Origin of the sequence: Yoonia sp., from assembly GCF_965660735.1 — a bacterium.
GTDB lineage: Bacteria > Pseudomonadota > Alphaproteobacteria > Rhodobacterales > Rhodobacteraceae > Yoonia.
On sequence record NZ_CBFIBD010000001.1, the window covers coordinates 125811 to 144815 of the forward strand.

16 protein-coding genes are annotated in these 19005 nt (G+C 56.5%); 9 read left to right on the plus strand and 7 right to left on the minus strand.

The genetic code is table 11. The features are described from left to right. Positions 1-4 precede the first annotated feature (4 nt). A complete protein-coding gene (locus tag ACTG4B_RS00625; protein ID WP_439153730.1) occupies positions 5-847 on the minus strand; it encodes a peptidylprolyl isomerase in 843 nt (280 codons plus the stop codon). Between the two features lie 184 nt (positions 848-1031). Here ACTG4B_RS00625 and secA point away from each other — a divergent pair, with 184 nt between their 5' ends. After that, on the plus strand, positions 1032-3731 hold the full coding sequence (gene secA / locus ACTG4B_RS00630) for a preprotein translocase subunit SecA (RefSeq protein ID WP_439153731.1): 2700 nt from the start codon (positions 1032-1034) through the stop codon (positions 3729-3731). 94 nt (positions 3732-3825) lie between these two features. Continuing rightward, entirely contained in the window at positions 3826-4824 is a 999-nt protein-coding gene (locus tag ACTG4B_RS00635; RefSeq protein WP_439153732.1) for a translocase, read from the plus strand. 12 nt (positions 4825-4836) lie between these two features. Here ACTG4B_RS00635 and radC read toward each other — a convergent pair whose 3' ends face one another. The 4 genes from radC to ACTG4B_RS00655 all read right to left on the minus strand — a co-directional run bounded on the left by radC (position 4837) and on the right by ACTG4B_RS00655 (position 9814). Then, entirely contained in the window at positions 4837-5595 is a 759-nt protein-coding gene (gene radC, locus ACTG4B_RS00640; RefSeq protein ID WP_439153733.1) for a RadC family protein, read from the minus strand. 41 nt (positions 5596-5636) lie between these two features. After that, positions 5637-6779: a molecular chaperone DnaJ gene (dnaJ, locus tag ACTG4B_RS00645; RefSeq protein ID WP_439153734.1), complete on the minus strand. Its 1143-nt coding sequence runs from the start codon at positions 6777-6779 to the stop codon at positions 5637-5639. 74 nt (positions 6780-6853) lie between these two features. Continuing rightward, on the minus strand, positions 6854-8764 hold the full coding sequence (gene dnaK / locus ACTG4B_RS00650) for a molecular chaperone DnaK (protein WP_439153735.1): 1911 nt from the start codon (positions 8762-8764) through the stop codon (positions 6854-6856). A 228-nt stretch (positions 8765-8992) separates the two neighbouring features. Then, positions 8993-9814 (minus strand): ABC transporter permease, encoded by an 822-nt coding sequence (locus ACTG4B_RS00655; RefSeq protein ID WP_439153736.1) that lies wholly within the window; start codon positions 9812-9814, stop codon positions 8993-8995. A gap of 129 nt (positions 9815-9943) precedes the next feature. On the opposite strand from ACTG4B_RS00655, the gene cysQ reads away from it, so the two are divergent. The 7 genes from cysQ (at position 9944) to ACTG4B_RS00690 (ending at position 17785) form a co-directional block, all read left to right on the plus strand. Then, positions 9944-10741, plus strand: coding sequence for a 3'(2'),5'-bisphosphate nucleotidase CysQ (gene cysQ, locus ACTG4B_RS00660; protein ID WP_439153737.1), 798 nt, complete (start codon positions 9944-9946; stop codon positions 10739-10741). Beyond that, the gene (locus ACTG4B_RS00665; protein ID WP_439153738.1) at positions 10741-11541 is read left to right on the plus strand and encodes a 3-deoxy-manno-octulosonate cytidylyltransferase; all 801 of its coding nucleotides are present in this window, start codon (positions 10741-10743) and stop codon (positions 11539-11541) included. Before cysQ ends, ACTG4B_RS00665 begins: the two co-directional genes overlap by 1 nt. A gap of 144 nt (positions 11542-11685) precedes the next feature. After that, on the plus strand, positions 11686-12570 hold the full coding sequence (locus ACTG4B_RS00670) for a UTP--glucose-1-phosphate uridylyltransferase (protein ID WP_439153739.1): 885 nt from the start codon (positions 11686-11688) through the stop codon (positions 12568-12570). 90 nt (positions 12571-12660) lie between these two features. Continuing rightward, a complete protein-coding gene (locus tag ACTG4B_RS00675) occupies positions 12661-13644 on the plus strand; it encodes a glycosyltransferase family 2 protein (RefSeq protein ID WP_439153740.1) in 984 nt (327 codons plus the stop codon). A gap of 12 nt (positions 13645-13656) precedes the next feature. Beyond that, the gene (locus ACTG4B_RS00680; RefSeq protein WP_439153741.1) at positions 13657-14667 is read left to right on the plus strand and encodes a glycosyltransferase family 2 protein; all 1011 of its coding nucleotides are present in this window, start codon (positions 13657-13659) and stop codon (positions 14665-14667) included. Beyond that, positions 14664-16367 (plus strand): DUF5927 domain-containing protein, encoded by a 1704-nt coding sequence (locus ACTG4B_RS00685; protein ID WP_439153742.1) that lies wholly within the window; start codon positions 14664-14666, stop codon positions 16365-16367. Before ACTG4B_RS00680 ends, ACTG4B_RS00685 begins: the two co-directional genes overlap by 4 nt. Further along, entirely contained in the window at positions 16364-17785 is a 1422-nt protein-coding gene (locus ACTG4B_RS00690) for a sulfotransferase family 2 domain-containing protein (RefSeq protein ID WP_439153743.1), read from the plus strand. Before ACTG4B_RS00685 ends, ACTG4B_RS00690 begins: the two co-directional genes overlap by 4 nt. Here ACTG4B_RS00690 and ptsN read toward each other — a convergent pair. After that, a complete protein-coding gene (ptsN, locus tag ACTG4B_RS00695; protein WP_439153744.1) occupies positions 17782-18246 on the minus strand; it encodes a PTS IIA-like nitrogen regulatory protein PtsN in 465 nt (154 codons plus the stop codon). The two genes, ACTG4B_RS00690 and ptsN, sit on opposite strands and share 4 nt — an antisense overlap. A gap of 28 nt (positions 18247-18274) precedes the next feature. Further along, positions 18275-18850: a ribosome hibernation-promoting factor, HPF/YfiA family gene (gene hpf, locus ACTG4B_RS00700; protein WP_439153855.1), complete on the minus strand. Its 576-nt coding sequence runs from the start codon at positions 18848-18850 to the stop codon at positions 18275-18277. Positions 18851-19005 lie beyond the last annotated feature (155 nt).

Here is a 19005-nt window from a genome sequence, read left to right on the forward strand (position 1 = left end):
TCAATCAATCCAGAAGATCAAGGTTGTTGATGAGTGCAGGGTCGAATTCGCCCTCTGCCGGTTTGGTGACCTCTGTCGCCACGCTCAATTCATCAAGACGGGCGGTGACGGCGGCCTCTTGCAGTTCAGATGTCAGTTCACCGCGCAACTCGTCAAGGCTGGGGCGGGGCTGAACGCGCATTTCGTTCAGCGTGGCCACATGCCAGCCGAATTGCGTCTGAAAGGGGTCCGTTACTTCGCCGACTTCCAGTGCCATGATTGCCGTCTCAAACTCCGGCACCATCGCACCTGCGCTGAACCAGCCAAGGTTGCCCCCGTTTGGCCCGGTCGGCCCAGTGGATACATCGCGTGCCACGTCAGCAAATTCAGCCCCCTCATCAATACGTGCCTTGGCGGTGATCGCCTCTTCCTCGGTTTCGACAAGAAGATGCGAAGCGTTGAATTCACTGACATCATCGGCGTTGGCAAAGCGGGCGTCATAGGCGGCTTGCAAAGCCTCCTCGGTCACAGCGGTTTGGGTGATAGCCGTGATAACCTCGCCTGCAAGCATGGCGCGGCGTTCGTTCTGCAACGCCAGTTCAATGCGGCTTGGCACAGTTTCCAGCACATCCGCCAACAGCTGCTGTTGGATCAATTGATCGACGACACCTTCGAACAGAACGCTGTCCGGAAACTGGTTATACTGTTGCGGCAGCTGTGCGCGGGCGATGATAACCTCGCCCATCGTGATTTCTGTGTCGCCAACACGGGCGACGATAGTATCGGCGGTTACGTCTTGGCCCATTGCGCTGGTTGCCAGCGCGAATGACAGGGCCGCAGACCCCAAAAATGTAACATGTTTCAGCATTTTACGATCCCTTGATTGACCACGCTGGTGCGCGGCGTTGACACTGCATACCCTGCCCCTTACATCCTTTTCAGGCCTTCGAGGGGGCTGGCCCGGGCCCTTTGTAGGTGTCCTGCGATGGGCCTACAAGCAACCTCCTCTCAAATAGATGTCAGACAGGCGCAGACGCGCCATCGGAGAAAATATGCTGGGTATCGGAACCATTGCCAAAAAGGTGTTTGGCACACCGAACGACCGCAAAGTGAAAGCAGTGCGCCCCTTGGTTGAAAAGATCAACACGCTTGAACACGAGTTCGAGGCGCTGTCTGACGAAGGTATCAAGGAAAAGACACAAGAACTGTCTGAACGCGCCAGCAAGGGCGAAAGCCTTGATGCGTTGCTGCCAGAGGCATTTGCCAACTGCCGCGAGGCCGCCAAGCGCGCGTTGGGCCTGCGGGCCTTTGACACCCAGTTGATGGGCGGGATATTCCTGCATCAAGGCAACATTTCAGAAATGAAAACCGGCGAAGGTAAAACCCTTGTCGCGACATTTCCGGCCTATCTGAACGCGCTGACAGGCAAGGGTGTGCATATTGTCACCGTCAACGACTATCTTGCCCGCCGCGACGCCGAATGGATGAGCAAGGTTTACAGTGCCTTGGGCCTGACCACCGGCGTCGTCGTGCCGCAACAGCCCGATGACGAAAAGAAAGCCGCCTATGCCTGCGACGTGACCTATGCCACCAATAACGAATTGGGCTTTGATTATCTGCGCGACAACATGAAATCTGAGCTGGACCAGATGTATCAACGCCACCACAATTTCGCAATCGTGGACGAGGTGGACAGCATCCTGATTGACGAGGCGCGGACCCCGTTGATTATTTCCGGCCCCGCGCAAGACCGTAGTGAAATGTATGCTGCCATCGACAAGGTGATCCCTGACGTCAAGGATGAATACTTTACGCTGGATGAAAAAACCAGGCAGGTGACATTCACCGATGAAGGCAACGATTTTCTTGAGGAACGGCTGACCGCATTGGGCCAGCTGCCCGAGGGTCAGACGCTGTATGATCCCGAAAGCGCGACGCTGGTGCATCACGTCAATCAGGCACTGCGGGCACACAAGCTGTTTTCGCGCGACAAGGATTACATCGTCCGCGATGGCGAAGTTGTGTTGATCGATGAATTTACCGGGCGCATGATGGCGGGTCGCCGCCTGTCTGAGGGGCTGCATCAGGCGATCGAAGCCAAGGAAGGCGTGGCGATCAAGCCGGAAAACGTTACCCTGGCATCAGTGACGTTCCAGAATTATTTCCGCCTTTATGACAAACTGTCCGGCATGACCGGCACCGCAGTCACCGAGGCAGAGGAATTTATGGAAATCTACGGGCTTGGCGTGGTCGAGGTGCCAACCAACCGGCCGATCGCGCGGATCGACGAGCACGATCAGGTGTATCGCACCGCACAGGAAAAGTTCGCCGGCATCGTGACCGAAATCAAGGAAGCTCACGCCAAGGGTCAGCCGATCCTTGTGGGCACGACATCCATCGAGAAATCGGAATTCCTGGCGCAGTTGTTGGAAAAAGAAGGTATCAAGTTCAACGTGTTGAACGCCCGCCAGCATGAAAAAGAAGCGCAGATTATTGCAGATGCGGGCAAGCTGAACGCCGTGACGATCGCGACGAACATGGCAGGTCGCGGGACCGACATCAAACTTGGCGGCAATGTCGAATTCAAGATCATGGAAGCACTGACAGCTGACCCCGATTCCGACCCTGAACAAATCCGCGCCCGGATCGAAGCCGAACACGAAGCCGATGAGCAAAAGGTGAAGGATGCAGGTGGCCTGTATGTTCTGGCCACGGAACGCCACGAAAGCCGTCGGATCGACAACCAGTTGCGCGGGCGGTCCGGCCGTCAGGGTGACCCGGGGCGGTCTGCGTTTTTCCTGTCGCTTGAAGACGATCTGATGCGGATTTTCGGATCGGAACGGCTGGACAAGGTGTTGTCCGGCCTTGGCATGAAAGAAGGCGAAGCGATTGTGCACCCTTGGGTGAATAAATCGCTGGAACGCGCGCAGGCCAAGGTTGAGGCGCGCAACTTTGATATCCGCAAACAACTTTTGAAATTCGACGACGTGATGAATGATCAGCGCAAGGTGATCTTTTCACAGCGCCGCGAAATCATGGAAGCCAACGACCTGTCGGAAATCGTGCGGGACATGCGCCATCAGGTGATTGATGACCTTGTCGCGGACCATATTCCCGCCAAAAGCTATGCCGACCAGTGGGACACCGAGGGGCTGTATGCTGCGGTGATTGAAAACCTTGGCATTGACGTTCCCGTCATGTCTTGGGCCGAAGAAGAAGGCGTGGACGACAATGACATCCGCGAACGGCTTGAACAGGAATCCGACAAATTCATGGATGAAAAGACCCAGGCTCTTGGGGCGGAAACCATGCGCAACGTGGAAAAACAGCTTTTGTTGCAAACCATTGATGCCAAATGGCGTGAACATTTGCTGACGCTAGAGCATCTGCGGTCTGTTGTCGGGTTCCGGGGCTATGCCCAGCGTGACCCGTTGAATGAATACAAGACCGAAGGCTTTCAACTGTTCGAACGTCTGCTGGACAGCCTGCGCAATGACGTTACGAAAAAGCTGGCCCAGATCCGGCCAATGTCAGCCGAAGAGCAGGAAAAGATGATTGCACAGCTGCGCGAACAACAACGCGCAGCACAGGCGCAGGCGGCAGCAGCGACCCAAGTGGCCGAAGGTGCCGGGCCAGCGCGCGAAGGCTTTGATGAAACCAATCCGGAAACATGGGGCAATCCTGGCCGTAATGACCTGTGCCCGTGTGGGTCAGGCCAGAAATTCAAGCATTGCCATGGGCGGCTTGCCTGAAATGTGACACGATCCCGCCACTCGATAACCATCGCATCGTCCTTGTCTGGTCATGCTCTGCCTCCATGATAAAACAGGATTTGTTGGTCCGGGGATGTTCGTGATGTCTGGCAAGGCGACGTTAAAGACGGTTTTGGTGACGGTTGTCGTTGCCTTGGTGGCTGGCTTGTCTTTGCAGATTGCCGGCGCGGGCAGCGCAGAATCTGAACGCACCGGGTCGGCTTACCGTTCTGAAGTCATCAGCACGATGACCGTGAATAACGCACAAAGCGATTCGATCTTTGGTGTGCCTGAGGTCGTGGTGACCCCACTGTCGCATTTGGAAAATGTGCAGACGGTTGCTGCGATCCCGGCCAGCCATCCCGATATGGCGGTGCCGGCCATGGGCACCATCCAGGCAGGGCCAATAGGTGATTGCCAAACGACCTTGGCAGCATCACCCGAGATTGCGGCGATGGTTCATCTGCATGTGTCTGCCAAGTGCCACCGTAACGCGTTCTTCGTAATCCGTCATATGGGGATGACGTTCTCTGGCAAGACCGATAGCACGGGAACGGCACGGATCAGTGCGCCAGCTTTGGCTGTCGATGCCAGTTTTGCAATTTCGTTCGACAACCTGGAAGTGGCCAGCGTGGCGTTGCGCGTTCCAGACTTGGTCTTCTATGACCGTGCGGTCCTTCAATGGCGGGGCAAAGACAACCTGCAACTTCATGCGCTGGAGTTTGGTGCAAAGATCGGAGACCCCGGCCATGTGTGGTTTGCAGCTGCATCCAGCCCTGAAAGGGCGCTTGCAGGGGAACGGGGTTTCATAAAAAGGCTTGGTCTAGCTGCCGCTGATATGCCTTATATGGCAGAGGTGTATACGGTTCCATCAGGGTTGATGAAGCGCGGTGGCGCCGTTTCGCTGTATGTCGGCGCCCTGGTCACAGAGCGGAATTGCAATCGGACTGTCGATGCCCACGCAATCCAGACAAGGGCGGGCAATATGCTGAGCGCTCGCGATTTGTACATTCCTTTGCCAAACTGCGATGCGCAGGGCCGGTCGCTCTTGATGCCGAATATGTTCGAGGACGTGATATTGGCTGCTCGCTAAAGTCCAAATGCTTTAGCCAAAGAGCCCTTCGGCGCGGAAACTGATCTCGCAGGATTTTCCGATAATCAGATGGTCGTGAACCGTGATATTCAATGGTTGCGCGGCCTGTGCGATCTGACGTGTCATGGCGATATCCATGTCCGATGGCGTCGGGTCACCGGACGGATGATTGTGGACAAGGATCAGTGATGCCGCGTTCAGTTCCAACGCGCGTTTGACCACCTCGCGCGGGTAGACGGGCACATGATCAAGCGTACCCTTCCCCTGTTCCTCATCCGCGATGAGCACATTTTTCGTGTCTAGGTAAAGCACCCTGAACTGTTCTATGTCACGATGCGCCATGACCGTATGGCAATAGTCCAGCAAGGCCGCCCAACTGGAAACAACGTGCCGCCGCATAACGCGGGCGCGGGCAAGCCTGTGGGCTGCAGCCTCGACCACTTTCAATTCGAGAGCGACAGTATCGCCAACCCCCTTGGTGCGCATCAGTTGCGTGATCGGCGCGGACAGAACCCGGTTGAAATCGCCGAAGGTGTCGATCAGATCCCGCGCCAACGGTTTGACATCCTGCCGTGGAATCGCCCGAAATAGCACCAATTCCAGTAGTTCATAATCAGGCATGGCATGGGCCCCGCCAGCCATGAACCGTTCGCGCAGGCGTTTGCGGTGGTCGCGCAGATAAGAAGGCGTGCGAGCGCCCCCTATGGGCGGGATATCCACGACATCATCAATATCGGGAAAAAGTGAACGGTTTTCGGCAAAGTGGGTCATCTGCCCACTCTGCCGCATGATTAGTTAAATGCCGGTTAATATCAGCTTTTCATCGCGTCCCAGAAGCTTTTCACCGATTTGAAAAAGCTGCTGCCTGCGGGATTGTTTTCCTCGCTGAGGCTGTCGAATTCCTTGAGGATTTCGCGCTGTCGTGCCGTCAGTTTGACTGGCGTTTCGACAGCAAGCTCGATGAACATATCGCCGTTTGCGCCACCACGCAGGGCTGGCATACCTTTGCCACGCAGCCGCATTTGCCGACCCGATTGCGATCCTTCGGGAACTTTCACCCGGCTACGCCCGCCGTCGATGGTCGGTACCTCGATTTCGCCACCCAATGCAGCGGTGGCGATAGATACGGGCACCCGACAGAAAAGGTTAACCCCATCGCGTTCGAACAGCGCGTGTTCGCGGACTTCGATAAAGATATAAAGATCGCCCGTCGGGCCGCCGCGCAGTCCGGCCTCGCCTTCGTTGGCCAAGCGAATGCGCGTGCCGGTTTCAACACCCGCAGGGATATTGACTGACAGCGATTTTTCTTTTTCTACCCGACCAACGCCATGACATGTGTTGCAGGGGTTCTTGATGGTCTGGCCGGCCCCGGAACATGTGGGGCATGTGCGTTCGACCGTAAAGAAACCCTGCTGCGCGCGCACCTTCCCCATGCCGGAACATGTCGGGCATGTCTGCGGCTCTGATCCGCCTTCGGCACCTGTGCCGTTGCAGGATCCGCACGCGACTGCGGTTGGTACGGTGATCGTCTTTTGCAGGCCGCTATAGGCATCTTCAAGGTTGATGCGCAGGTTGTAGCGCAGGTCATTGCCGCGTTGCGCACCGCCTCGCCGTGCCCCGCCGCGCCCGCCCATGAAATCGCCGAACAGGTCGTCGAACACATCGGAAAACGCACTGGCGAAATCGCCTTGGCCGCCACCACGTGGCCCGCCGCCACCGCCCATGCCGTTTTCGAACGCAGCATGACCATAGCGGTCATAGGCGGCCTTCTTGTTCTCGTCTTTCAGAACTTCGTAGGCTTCGTTGGCTTCCTTGAACTGCGCCTCTGCCTGTGGATTGTCGGAATTACGATCGGGGTGCAATTCCTTGGCCTTTTGGCGATAGGCCTTTTTGATCGCCGCAGCATCGGCCCCTTTGGCGACGCCGAGCACCTCGTAGTAGTCACGTTTTGCCATGATATTTTTCCCCTTGGGAACAGAAAAGACCGACCCGGGTTTGGGCCGGTCTGTTTCCTCAGAAGGTGGCGGCTTTAGTTGCCACGCTTGTCGTCATCAAGATCTTCGAAATCGGCATCAACGATGTCGTCAGGCTGGTCTGCGCCGCGTGCTTCAGGCTCTGCTTCGCCTGCCTCTTCCTGGCTGGCCTTGTAGATGGCTTCACCCAGCTTCATGGCGCTTTCGGTCACGTTCTGAATACCGGATTTGATCTTGTCGGCATTGTCGCCTTCCAGATCGTCCTTGAGCGCGGCAATGGCCAGTTCGATTGCTTCGATGGTGGTCGGATCAACCTTGTCCGCATGCTCTTCCATCGACTTTTCGGTCGAATGGATCAGGCTTTCGGCCTGGTTTTTCGCGTCGACAAGCTCGCGACGGGCCTTGTCGGCCTCGGCGTTTTCTTCTGCGTCCTTGACCATGGCTTCGATGTCGTCGTCAGACAAACCGCCCGACGCCTGGATCGTGATCTTCTGTTCCTTGCCGGTGCCTTTGTCCTTTGCGCCCACCTCGACAATGCCGTTGGCGTCGATGTCAAAGGTCACTTCGATCTGGGGCATGCCGCGTGGTGCCGGCGGGATGTCTTCCAGGTTGAACTGGCCCAGCAGCTTGTTGTCGGCGGCCATTTCCCGTTCACCCTGAAACACACGCAATGTCACGGCATTCTGGTTATCTTCGGCGGTCGAAAAGACCTGAGATTTCTTGGTCGGGATCGTGGTGTTGCGGTCGATCAGGCGGGTAAAGACGCCGCCCAGTGTTTCAATGCCCAAGCTTAGCGGGGTCACATCAAGCAGCACCACGTCTTTCACATCACCCTGCAAGACACCGGCCTGAATGGCGGCACCCATGGCAACAACTTCATCGGGGTTCACACCCTGATGCGGTTCCTTGCCAAAGAATTTGCCAACCTCTTCCTTGACCTTGGGCATCCGGGTCATACCACCGACCAGAACGATTTCGTCGATGTCACCAACAGACAGACCTGCGTCTTTCAACGCATCCTTGCAAGGCTTGATCGAGTTCTTGATCAGGTCGCCAACAAGGCTTTCCAGCTTGGCACGGGTCAGCTTCATGACCATGTGAAGCGGCTGCCCGTTGGAGCCCATGGAAATAAACGGCTGGTTGATTTCGGTGCTGGACGATGACGACAGTTCGATCTTGGCCTTTTCGGCCGCTTCTTTCAGACGCTGAAGGGCCATCTTGTCCTTGGTCAGATCGACCTGATGCTCTTTCTTGAATTCGTCAGCCAAGTAGTTGACGATCCGCATGTCGAAATCTTCACCACCCAGGAACGTGTCACCATTGGTGGATTTCACCTCGAACAGGCCATCGTCGATTTCAAGAATGGTCACGTCGAACGTACCACCGCCAAGGTCATAAACGGCGATCGTCTTGTTGTCTTTCTTGTCCAGACCATAGGCCAGTGCGGCAGCGGTCGGCTCGTTGATGATGCGTAGCACCTCAAGTCCGGCGATTTTGCCGGCATCCTTGGTCGCCTGACGCTGCGCGTCGTTGAAATAGGCAGGAACGGTGATGACGGCTTGCGTCACTTCTTCGCCAAGATAGCTCTCGGCGGTTTCTTTCATCTTGCCAAGGATGAAAGCGGAAATCTGTGATGGCGAATATTTATCGCCCTTGGCCTCGACCCATGCGTCGCCGTTGCCGCCATTCACGATGGCAAACGGCATGTTCTTTTTTTCCTTGGCGAGGTCTGAATCGTCAAACCGGCGACCGATCAGACGCTTGACAGCAAAGATCGTGTTTTCGGGGTTTGTGACAGCCTGACGTTTCGCAGGCTGACCGACAAGACGTTCGTCATCGGTGAATGCCACGATTGATGGCGTCGTGCGCGCACCCTCTGCGTTTTCGATAACCCGCGGTTTCGAACCATCCATGATGGCAACACAGGAGTTGGTCGTTCCCAGGTCGATACCAATAACTTTGGCCATTTTTCAAATCCCTCTCATTCAGGCGGTTTGAGCGACGCGAACCCGTTGCGGCATACGCGCCAGTTTCATGTATCAGATCGGGTTTGCCGCGCCGACCTGTGATCTAGGCGTATATAGGGACGGGATTTGTGGCCTGCAACCGCAGCTCTTGGAGGAAAATCGCGAAAACGAGGGGTTTTTTCTTTTCAAATTGTTAACGCAACGGCAACCGGGGCCATCACAACCGGGTCAGCGTGTCGCGTTCCAGCTGGCTGATGCATTTCTGCGCGTGTAAAATTCGCCCATCAAGCCGATTAGCAGCAGAACCAAGGATAGATAAATTGGATAGCTGATCGACGTGAAATGCGGGTTGTAGTGCAGAAATACAAAGCCCCGCGTCTGATCGATGATATGAAACAGGGGGTTCCAGTCAAAAACCGCGATCATATGAGCGGGCAGGGTATTGGCCACGAACATCTTGCCGGATGCGATCATGTTGGCGCGTGAATATATCGTGCTGGCCAGACCGACAAAATCCGGGGCCCACGGCTTGATCGCCAGAAAAATCACCCCGACCGCCAGACCGGAAAACCACGCTAGCAGCACCATGCCCATGGCACCCACCGGCGCGTCGATCGTGATCGGGGTCACGGCGATGTGGTAGACGAACAGGATCACCGCCATGGACAGCAACTGTATATAGAGTGACGACAGGGCGGCGGCGCAGATCGCGATGATCGTGTTCATCGGCGCGTGTTGCATCATTGGCGATGCCGGACCCTCTGACATGAGAACGGCGCCGACCGTCTTGATATGTGTCAGATAGAGAAAGATACCTGACATGATATATAGTAAAAAATCGCCCCTGAGCGCCGACTGACGCATGCCAAGCAGTTCGAACAGCACAAAAAAGGCCAGCACAAAGACAAAGGCCTGCATCATGTTCAGAAGCAGCCCGATCATTGCATTGCGATGCGATCGGCGGATATCGCGAACGACTGAATGATAAATCAGTTCGGCCATCCCGAACAGGCCGCGTGCTCTTGTTGGCTTCGCTGGAGCCTGAAACATATGATTTCCCAGATGGCACGGTGCGGGTGTTCCGACCGCGGCATGATTTCCTTGCCGTTCGCCTGATGGCCTAGCATAAGGAGACGACCAATTTCATTAACAAATACTCGGACCGCAGGCGTTTATGACATGGATTATGACAAGCTGACTACAGTAATGCGCGATCTGGCCTTGCAGGCCGGTGACAAGATCATGGAAATCTACGCCGCAGACGATTTCGCAGTGCGCGCGAAAAGCGATGCAAGCCCGGTAACCGCTGCCGATGAGGCCGCAGATGCGATCATCAGCGCGGGCTTGCACGCCGCCTTTCCCGATGTGCCACTGGTGACCGAAGAGCAGGCGGCGTCCCACACGCAGGACGTTAGCACGTTTCTGATCGTCGACCCGCTGGATGGGACCAAGGAATTCATAAAACGGCGGGGCGATTTCACCGTCAATATTGCGTATGTCGTGGATGGTGTGCCCGAGCGCGGGATCGTCTATGCCCCGGCAAAGGAACGCCTGTTCTACACCGATGCCGCCGGTCACGCGGTCGAGGAGACAGGCCCGTTTGACAAGGTGACCGTCGGGGAGACAGTGCCATTGTCGGTTTCAAATCCGGACAACAATGCGCTGCTGGTCGTCGCATCCAAGTCGCACCGTGACGAAGCAACTGACGACTACATCAATAAATACAGCGTCCGCGACATGCGCAGCGCGGGGTCGTCGCTGAAATTCTGTCTGGTCGCCACAGGCGAGGCCGATCTTTACCCGCGTCTGGGCCGCACGATGGAATGGGATACCGCAGCAGGGCATGCGGTACTGGCGGGGGCCGGTGGCGAAGTTGTGCGTTTCGATAGTCATACACCGCTGCGCTATGGCAAGCCCGGTTTTGCCAACCCGTATTTTATCGCCCACGCGCCGGGCGTCGTGTTGGAGAAACCGTGATGTCGGTGCTTGTCGTGATCCCTGCGCGCTATGCCTCAACCCGCTATCCCGGCAAGCCGCTGGTTGATTTGCGCGGCGCGACCGGCGCGGCGCGCAGCCTGATCCGCCGGTCTTGGGATGCGGCCATGGAAGTTTCGGGTGTGGATCGGGTGGTCATTGCTACCGATGACGACCGCATCGCTGATGCCGCCCGCGGTTTCGGAGCCGAGGTTGTGATGACCGCGACCACCTGCCGCAACGGCACTGAACGCTGCGCCGAGGCGTTGGGCAAACTGGGTGGCGATCATGACATCATCGTCAACTTGCAAGGCGATGCACCCCTGACGCCTGCATGGTTCATCGAAGAACTGGTTGCCGGTCTGCGCGCGCACCCTGATGCACTGGTTGCCACGCCTGTCTTGCGTGCCGATGGCCGGACGCTGAACGGGCTGCTGGCCGATCGCAGGGCGGGGCGCGTCGGTGGAACAACGGCAGTATTTGGCACCGATCACAACGCCCTGTATTTTTCCAAAGAAGTGATCCCGTTTACCGGGCAAATCTATTCCGACGGCGATCAGACGCCGGTGTTTCACCATGTTGGCGTTTATGCCTATCGCCCGCAGGCGCTGACGGCCTATCCCCATTGGGCAGAAGGGACGCTGGAAACGCTGGAAGGGCTGGAACAGTTGCGATTTCTGGAACGGGGCATCCCGATGCTCTGTGTCGAGGTCGCCGCGCAAGGCCGCCAGTTCTGGGAACTGAACAACCCAGAGGATGTCCCCCGGATTGAAGCGATGCTATGTGACATGGGTTTTGCGTGACCGGCGGCCCGCGAAATTTGGCCGAGCCTATCGGATGTTGTCAAGAATTCGTAGGCATCGGGCCTTAGGATCGCCATGATCGCATGCGACGCCAAGCGATGCGACCAACCCAATCGCCAGATCACCCAGACCAGAGGCAGCATGATGAAAAGAAAAGTAACCAAAGCGATTTTTCCTGTGGCAGGTCTGGGCACAAGGTTTTTGCCCGCGACCAAATCCGTGCCCAAGGAAATCATGACATTGGTGGACCGTCCCCTGATCCAATATGCCATTGATGAGGCCCGCGCTGCCGGGATTGAGGATTTCATCTTTGTCACCTCGCGGGGGAAATCTGCGTTGGAAGATTATTTCGACCTGGCCCCCGACCTGGAAGCTGCGCTTGAAAGTTCAGGCAAGACAGACCTGCTGCGGTTGTTGCGCACCACCAACATGGAAAGTGGTGCCATCGCCTATCTGCGCCAACATAAACCGCTTGGCCTGGGTCATGCGGTGTCTTGCGCGGCCAAGCTGATCGGGGATGAACCCTTTGCAGTGATCCTGCCTGATGATGTGATCGCCGCCGATACGCCCTGCCTGCAACAAATGGTCGAAGCCTACGCCGAAACCGGTGGCGCAATGGTCGCGGCGATGCAGGTCACGCCGGAAAAAACTTCTTCCTATGGTGTGCTGGACATTGCCAGCGAAGATGGCCCGATTGTCCGCGTCAAAGGTATGGTCGAAAAACCCGCGCCCGGAACTGCGCCGTCAAACCTTGCTGTGATTGGGCGCTATATCCTGACCCCGCGTGTTCTTCAGAATTTCGAAAAGATTACCAAAGGTGCCGGGGGCGAGATCCAGTTGACGGATGCCATCGCTCATGAACTGACCGAGGGGCGCGATGTCTTTGGGTATCAGTTTTCCGGTGAACGCTATGACTGCGGCTCAAAGGCGGGGTTCTTGCAGGCTACGGTCGCCTTTGCGCTGGGCAGGGATGAATTGCGCGACGAACTGGCAGCCTATCTGCGGCAGCTTGATCTGCCCGCGACATAAGGGACATGCAGGCGGGTGCGGACCACTGAACGCGGCAGATTGGCGGGGCCTTGGCTGGCATACAGATTACGCTGGAAGCGACGGCGCTTGTTGTTCCGGATCTGGCGCAAGCGCCGCCAGATCACCGTGCAAGAAGATCGGACCAGGCAGATTGGCCCTGATGACATCCTGCTGTTCGCGACCGTCCGCAACGAGATTGCCCGCCTTCCGCATTTTCTGGACCACTATCGCAAGCTGGGTGTCGGGCATTTCCTTTTTGTCGATAACGCAAGCGACGATGGCACGACGGATTTTCTGGCCGCGCAGCCCGATGTCTCTCTTTGGACGACGGCGCACAGCTATCGCCTGTCGCGGTTCGGGATGGATTGGCTGGGCTGGTTGCACTGGCGGCACGGGCATGGCCATTGGTGCCTGACCGTCGATGCCGACGAACTGCTTGTCTATCCCGGCTCGGGCCGGCGCGACCTGCGTGCATTGACTGGATGGCTGGACAGCCAGGGGCAACAGTCCCTTGGTGCGTTGATGCTTGATCTTTATCCCAAAGGCCCCGTTGACACGGCTGATTATCAGGCCGGCGATGATCCGCTGACGGTGCTGGAATGGTTTGATGGCGGCAACTATCGCCACCAGCGGCACCCGGTCTTTGACAATGAATGGATACAAGGCGGAGTCCGCGAACGGGTTTTCTTTGCCGATGATCCGCACCGCGCGCCGACCCTGAACAAGACACCGCTGGTCCGCTGGCATTGGCGCTATGTCTATGTCAGCTCGACCCATCAGGTGCTGCCGCGACGCCTGCACGACGTGTTTGATTTCAGTCACGACAGCCGGACAACGGGTGTCTTGCTCCATACCAAGTTTTTACCCATCATCGGCGCCAAATCAGCCGAGGAGCTGCGGCGTCGCCAACATTTTGAGAATTCCGATCTCTATCAGCACTACCACCGCAGATTGACCGAGGGCCCTGATTTGTGGTCTGCGGCATCCCACCGATATGATGGGCCGGAAACCTTGATAGATCTGGGCCTGATGTCGTGGGGGAATTGGGACTGCAATGGTGACCCGCAAGGATAAAAGAGTAAAGATTTGAGCGTTCTGACATCATACAGGCTGCGCTTGCAACGCAAGCGATGGCGCATCCGTGCGTGGCGCAAGCGACGTGAACTGGTGCCGGTGGCAGACCGGACAGCCCAGATCGCACCTGATGATATCCTGTTGTTCTGCACATTCCGCAACGAAGCGGTGCGCTTGCCATATTTTATCGACTACTATCGCAAACTGGGCATCAACCACTTTGTCATGGTCGATAACGCAAGCGACGATGGCGGCCGCGAATTTGCCGAGGCGCAGCCTGATGTATCACTTTGGACGGCACGCGCCGGCTATGGGAATGCCAGGTATGGCATTGACTGGCTGACATGGCTGCAAGGCAAATACGCCCATGGGCATTGGGCGCTTACCGTGGATGTGGACGAATTTTTCGTCTATCCGTTTTGCGATACCAGACCTGTTCGCGCGTTGGCCGATTGGCTGGATGCATCTGATGTTCGGTCATTTGGCGCGATGCAGTTGGACATGTATCCAAAGGGCCCGGTCAGCCAAACGACGTATACGGCCGGCCAGAACCCGTTTGAAATCGCGAACTGGTTTGACGCCAGCAACTACATCATGACCCGCAATAACCGGCTGCGGAATCTGTGGATTCAGGGCGGCCCGCGTGCCCGGGTATTTTTTGCAGGCAAGCCAAAGGCGGCACCGGCGTTGAACAAGGTGCCTTTTGTGAAATGGCAGCGCAACTATACCTATGTCAGCTCGACGCATATGATCCTGCCGCGCGGGTTGAACCTTGTCTATGATCAGTCGGGCGGCGAAAAGACCTCGGGTTTGTTGCTGCATGCAAAATTCATCAACCTGTTTCAGGACCGCGCCGCACAAGAGGCCGCACGCGGCCAGCACTATGGCGCGGGCCGCGAATATCAGACCTATGCCAGCCAGCATGATCGTGATCCAGATCTGTGGTGCAAATGGAGCGAGCAATATATCAACTGGCGCCAGCTAGAGGTGCTGGGCCTGATGTCAAAAGGGAACTGGGCATGACGCTTGGTGTTGTAATGCTGGTTCACACCGCATTCGACCGCGCTGAACAGGTGGTGCGCCATTGGGCGGATGCCGGATGCCCGGTGGTGATCCACGTGGATCGGATTGTAGATGCGGCGACCTATACGGCCTTTGTCGCCGCTGTGTCTGATCTGCCTGACGTTCAGTTTTCGGAACGGTATCGTTGCGAATGGGGAACGTGGGGCCTTGTTGCGGCGGCGCAGGCGGGGTCGGCGCAGTTGTTGGACTGCTTTGCCGATGTGCGTCATGTCTACCTTGCGTCGGGGGCGTGCCTGCCATTACGGCCGGTTGCGGAATTGCGCAAACATCTGGATGCACACCCGCAGACCGATTTCATCGAAAGCGCCACGACAGCGGATGTAGACTGGACCGTGGGCGGTTTGGACAAGGAACGCTTTGTGCTGCGTTTTCCGTTTTCATGGAAAAGGCAGCGCAGGTTGTTTGACAGATACGTCAAGCTGCAACAACTTCTGGCCGTCAGGCGCAAGATCCCCCAAGGGATCACGCCGCATCTGGGGTCGCAGTGGTGGTGCCTGACGCGGCAAACGCTGTCCGCTATTCTGACGGACCCGCAGCGCGCGGAATACGACAGGTATTTCCGGCGCGTCTGGATCCCGGACGAAAGCTATTTCCAGACATTGTCGCGCAAACACTCGGACCGGATTGAAAGCCGCTCACTGACCATGTCCAAATTCGATTTTCAGGGCAAACCTCACATTTTCTATGACGACCATTTGCAACTATTGGCCCGATCCGGTTGCTTTGTGGCACGCAAAATCTGGCCGCTAGCCGGGCTTCTGTATGATCATTTCCCCTGCAGCAGCGCACCCGCAGACGCGGATCGCGTGCCCCATACCGCCACGATCGACCGTTTGTTCGACAATGCCGTAGTACGCCGCACACGTGGGCGTCATGGGCTTTATATGCAAAGCCGCTTTCCACCGATGGAACGCGAGAACGGGTTCGCCGCCGCGCCCTATTCGGTGCTGCACGGTTTCGATGATGTTATCCCCGGTTTTCAGGACTGGCTGAAAAGGCAGACCGGAACCGAAGTGCACGGCCATCTTTTTGGCCCCGACAAGGCGCATTTCATGAACGGGGAGGCCGTTTTTCGCGGCGGTTTGTCTGACCACCCGCGGCTGCGCGACTACAACCCCCGCATGTTTTTGACCAACATGATCTGGGCTGGGCGTGAACGGCACCAATGTTTCCTTTTCGGCCCTCAGGATGCACAGGATATCTGCTGGATGCTGGCGCGGGATACGAATGCGCGGCTTACGGTGATTACAGGCGCTTGGGCGTTATCGTTGTTCCGCTCTGGTGCATCGGCGTCTGACGCCCGGACAGAGGCCGCCGCACTGCAACAGACCGAACAGGCCTTTTTGCGTATTCTGCGGTCGCACGATGCACGCGCCCGGATCCGCATCGTCAGTCTTTCGGATTTTGTTCGTGCGCCGCGTGATATCTTGCAGGACATGATTGATGAAATTGCGGGCCATCGCGCCAATGTCCTGCATGCGATCCCGCCGATGACGGATTTGACCGGCCTGGGTGAATTCTTGCAGAGTCTGAAAAATCAGGGGATGCCCCCTTTTCTGACGGGCGCGTTTTCGGTGGGCCCCGTGCCTGAAAGGCCGACGCAGACAAGACGCAAACCCTATGTAAGGTCCGGTGAATGAGTGAATTTGATTATTTCGTCATCCTTGCCGACATGCGCACAGGATCCAATTTTCTGGAAGCAAACCTGAACAAGGTCGCGGGGATCACCTGCCACGGAGAGGCCTTCAATCCTGCGTTCATCGGGTATCCGAAATCAGATGATCTGCTGGGCATTTCGCTGGAACAACGTGAAAGGCGACCCACTGTTCTGCTGGATGCGATCAAGGCCGCGCCGGGGCTTGGCGGTTTCCGGTTCTTTAACAGCCATGACCCCCGAATTCTGCACACTTGCCTGAATGATCCACGCTGCGCCAAGATTGTGCTGACCCGCAACCCGATCGAAAGTTTTGTCAGCCTGCAAATCGCCCGTATGACAGGGCAATGGAAACTGACCAATGCGACCCGTCTCAAATCGCAGCAAGCGACATTTGACAGCGATGCCTTTTCCGAACATTTGCAGACATTGCAGACGTTTCAGTTACTTATTCTGAACACGTTGCAAAAGACCGGGCAAACCGCATTCTATCTGGCCTACGAAGATTTGCAGGATGTTGAGGTGATCAACGGGCTTGCGGCCTATCTGGGTGCGTCCGGGCGGGTTGAAAAACTTGACAAGAAACTCAAGAAACAAAATCCACAACCATTGTCTTACAAGGTCGCGAATTTTCACGATATGGAAACGGCTCTGGCGCGGTTCGATCGGTTCGATCTGAACAGGACGCCAAACTTTGAACCGCGCCGTGGGGCCGCGATACCTACCTATATCGCAACACCCAAGGCGGGGCTGCTGTATGTGCCGTTGCGGTCGGGCCCTGATGCTGCAATCTGTGACTGGCTTGCACGGCTGGATGATATCCCGCCTTCGGCACTGCTGCGCAAGTTTTCACAAAAATCCCTGCGCGACTGGATGCGCGAACATCCTGATTTCCGCAGCTTTGCGGTGCTGCGCCATCCGGTTGCCCGCGCCCATGCGGCGTTTTGTGATCGGATTCTACAAGACGGACCAGACAGTTTCCCCGAAATTCGCGCGACACTGCGCAAGGTATACAAGCTGCCGCTTCCTGCGAATGCACCGGACGGAAACTATGATATGGCAACGCATAAAACGGCGTTTCTGGCGTTTCTGGCGTTTCTGCGCAGCAATCTGTCAGGGCAGACAAATGTCCGGCTGGACCCATCGTGGGCCAGCCAGTTCGCCTTGCTGCATGGCGTGGCGCAGTTTGCATCGCCTGACTTGATCCTGCGCGAGGATTGGTTGCAGCGCGATCTGGCCATGCTAGCAGCGCAGGCAGGGGTTGATCATATTCCCGACGCGCCCGAAACCCGACACGAGAAAGACGATATGCTGGTCGCAATCTATGATACAGAAATCGAAGCTGCCGCGCGCAATGCTTACGCGCGCGATTACCTTTTCTTCGGATTCGGAAACTGGGCCTAGGCCGCTTGTGTGGCGTGCTGTTCTGTCAGGATCGTGTGCAGCGTCGCGGCGTCATTATTTGCACGCAACTTTGCACAGATCGACGGATTGCGTAATGTGCGCGACACCAGCGCCAAAGCCTTGAGATGATCAACACCAGCATTTTCCGGCGCTAGCAAAGCAAAGACAAGATCGACAGGTTGACGATCAACCGCATCAAAGTTCAAAGGTTTTTCAAGCCGCAAAAACATACCAACCACACGATCAACATCTGCGAGCCGCGCGTGGGGCAATGCAATCCCTTGCCCCACACCGGTTGGACCCAAACCTTCACGTTCGATCAACGCGTCGATGACATTTGCCGCGGGCAACCCATAGCAGTTTTCCGCCAGTTCACCCAAGTCGTGAAATAGGCGTTTCTTGCTGGTGCAAGAGGCGATTACCTTCACGGCTTCCGGCTTGAGAATGTCAACAACCTGCATGTGTCGCTTCTTTCAAGGTTCAAAGGATTTAACCCGTCGAAACCGGGTCAATCCATCCTATGTTTCCGTCATCTCTGCGGTAGACAACATTAATTCCGCTGTGTTTTTCATTGCGGAACACCAAAACAGGCGCATGTGCAATTTCCATTTGCATCACTGCCTCGCCAACCGAAAGTGATGGGATTTTCGTCTCCATCTCGGCAACGATCATGGCGTTTACAATGTCTTGCTCACCCTCATCGGATTCTTCCTGTGACTCGATGATATATGACCCCGCATCGGAAAGTTCAACAGGCTGCGACCGACCGGCGTGATGGTCTTTCAGGCGGCGTTTATAGCGCCGCAACTGCTTATCCATTTTCTCGGCAGAACTGTCGAACGCCGCATAAATCTCCGCTGCGCGGCCGGTTGCCTGCGCTGTCAACCCGGTGGAAAGGTGCACCACGGATTCGCAGACAAATTCATGCCCTGACTTTGAAAAAACGATATAGGCTTCTGTCGGGCGACCGGCATATTTGCTGAGGATTTCCGTCAATTCGGTCTGCACGTGGGTCTGCAGGGCTTCGCCAATATCGATCTGTTTGCCGCTAATTTGATACCGCATCGTTTCTCCTGTGGTTATTGGCATGTCGCGCGAAGATGGCCGCCCTAACGGGTGGATTCGACGTGCGACACTGTTGTGGAAAACGATAACGCCCCGATTTTGCTTAATTTTACCCTATCTGCTGGCAGGGTCACCAGCAAAAATATGGGAAAGGA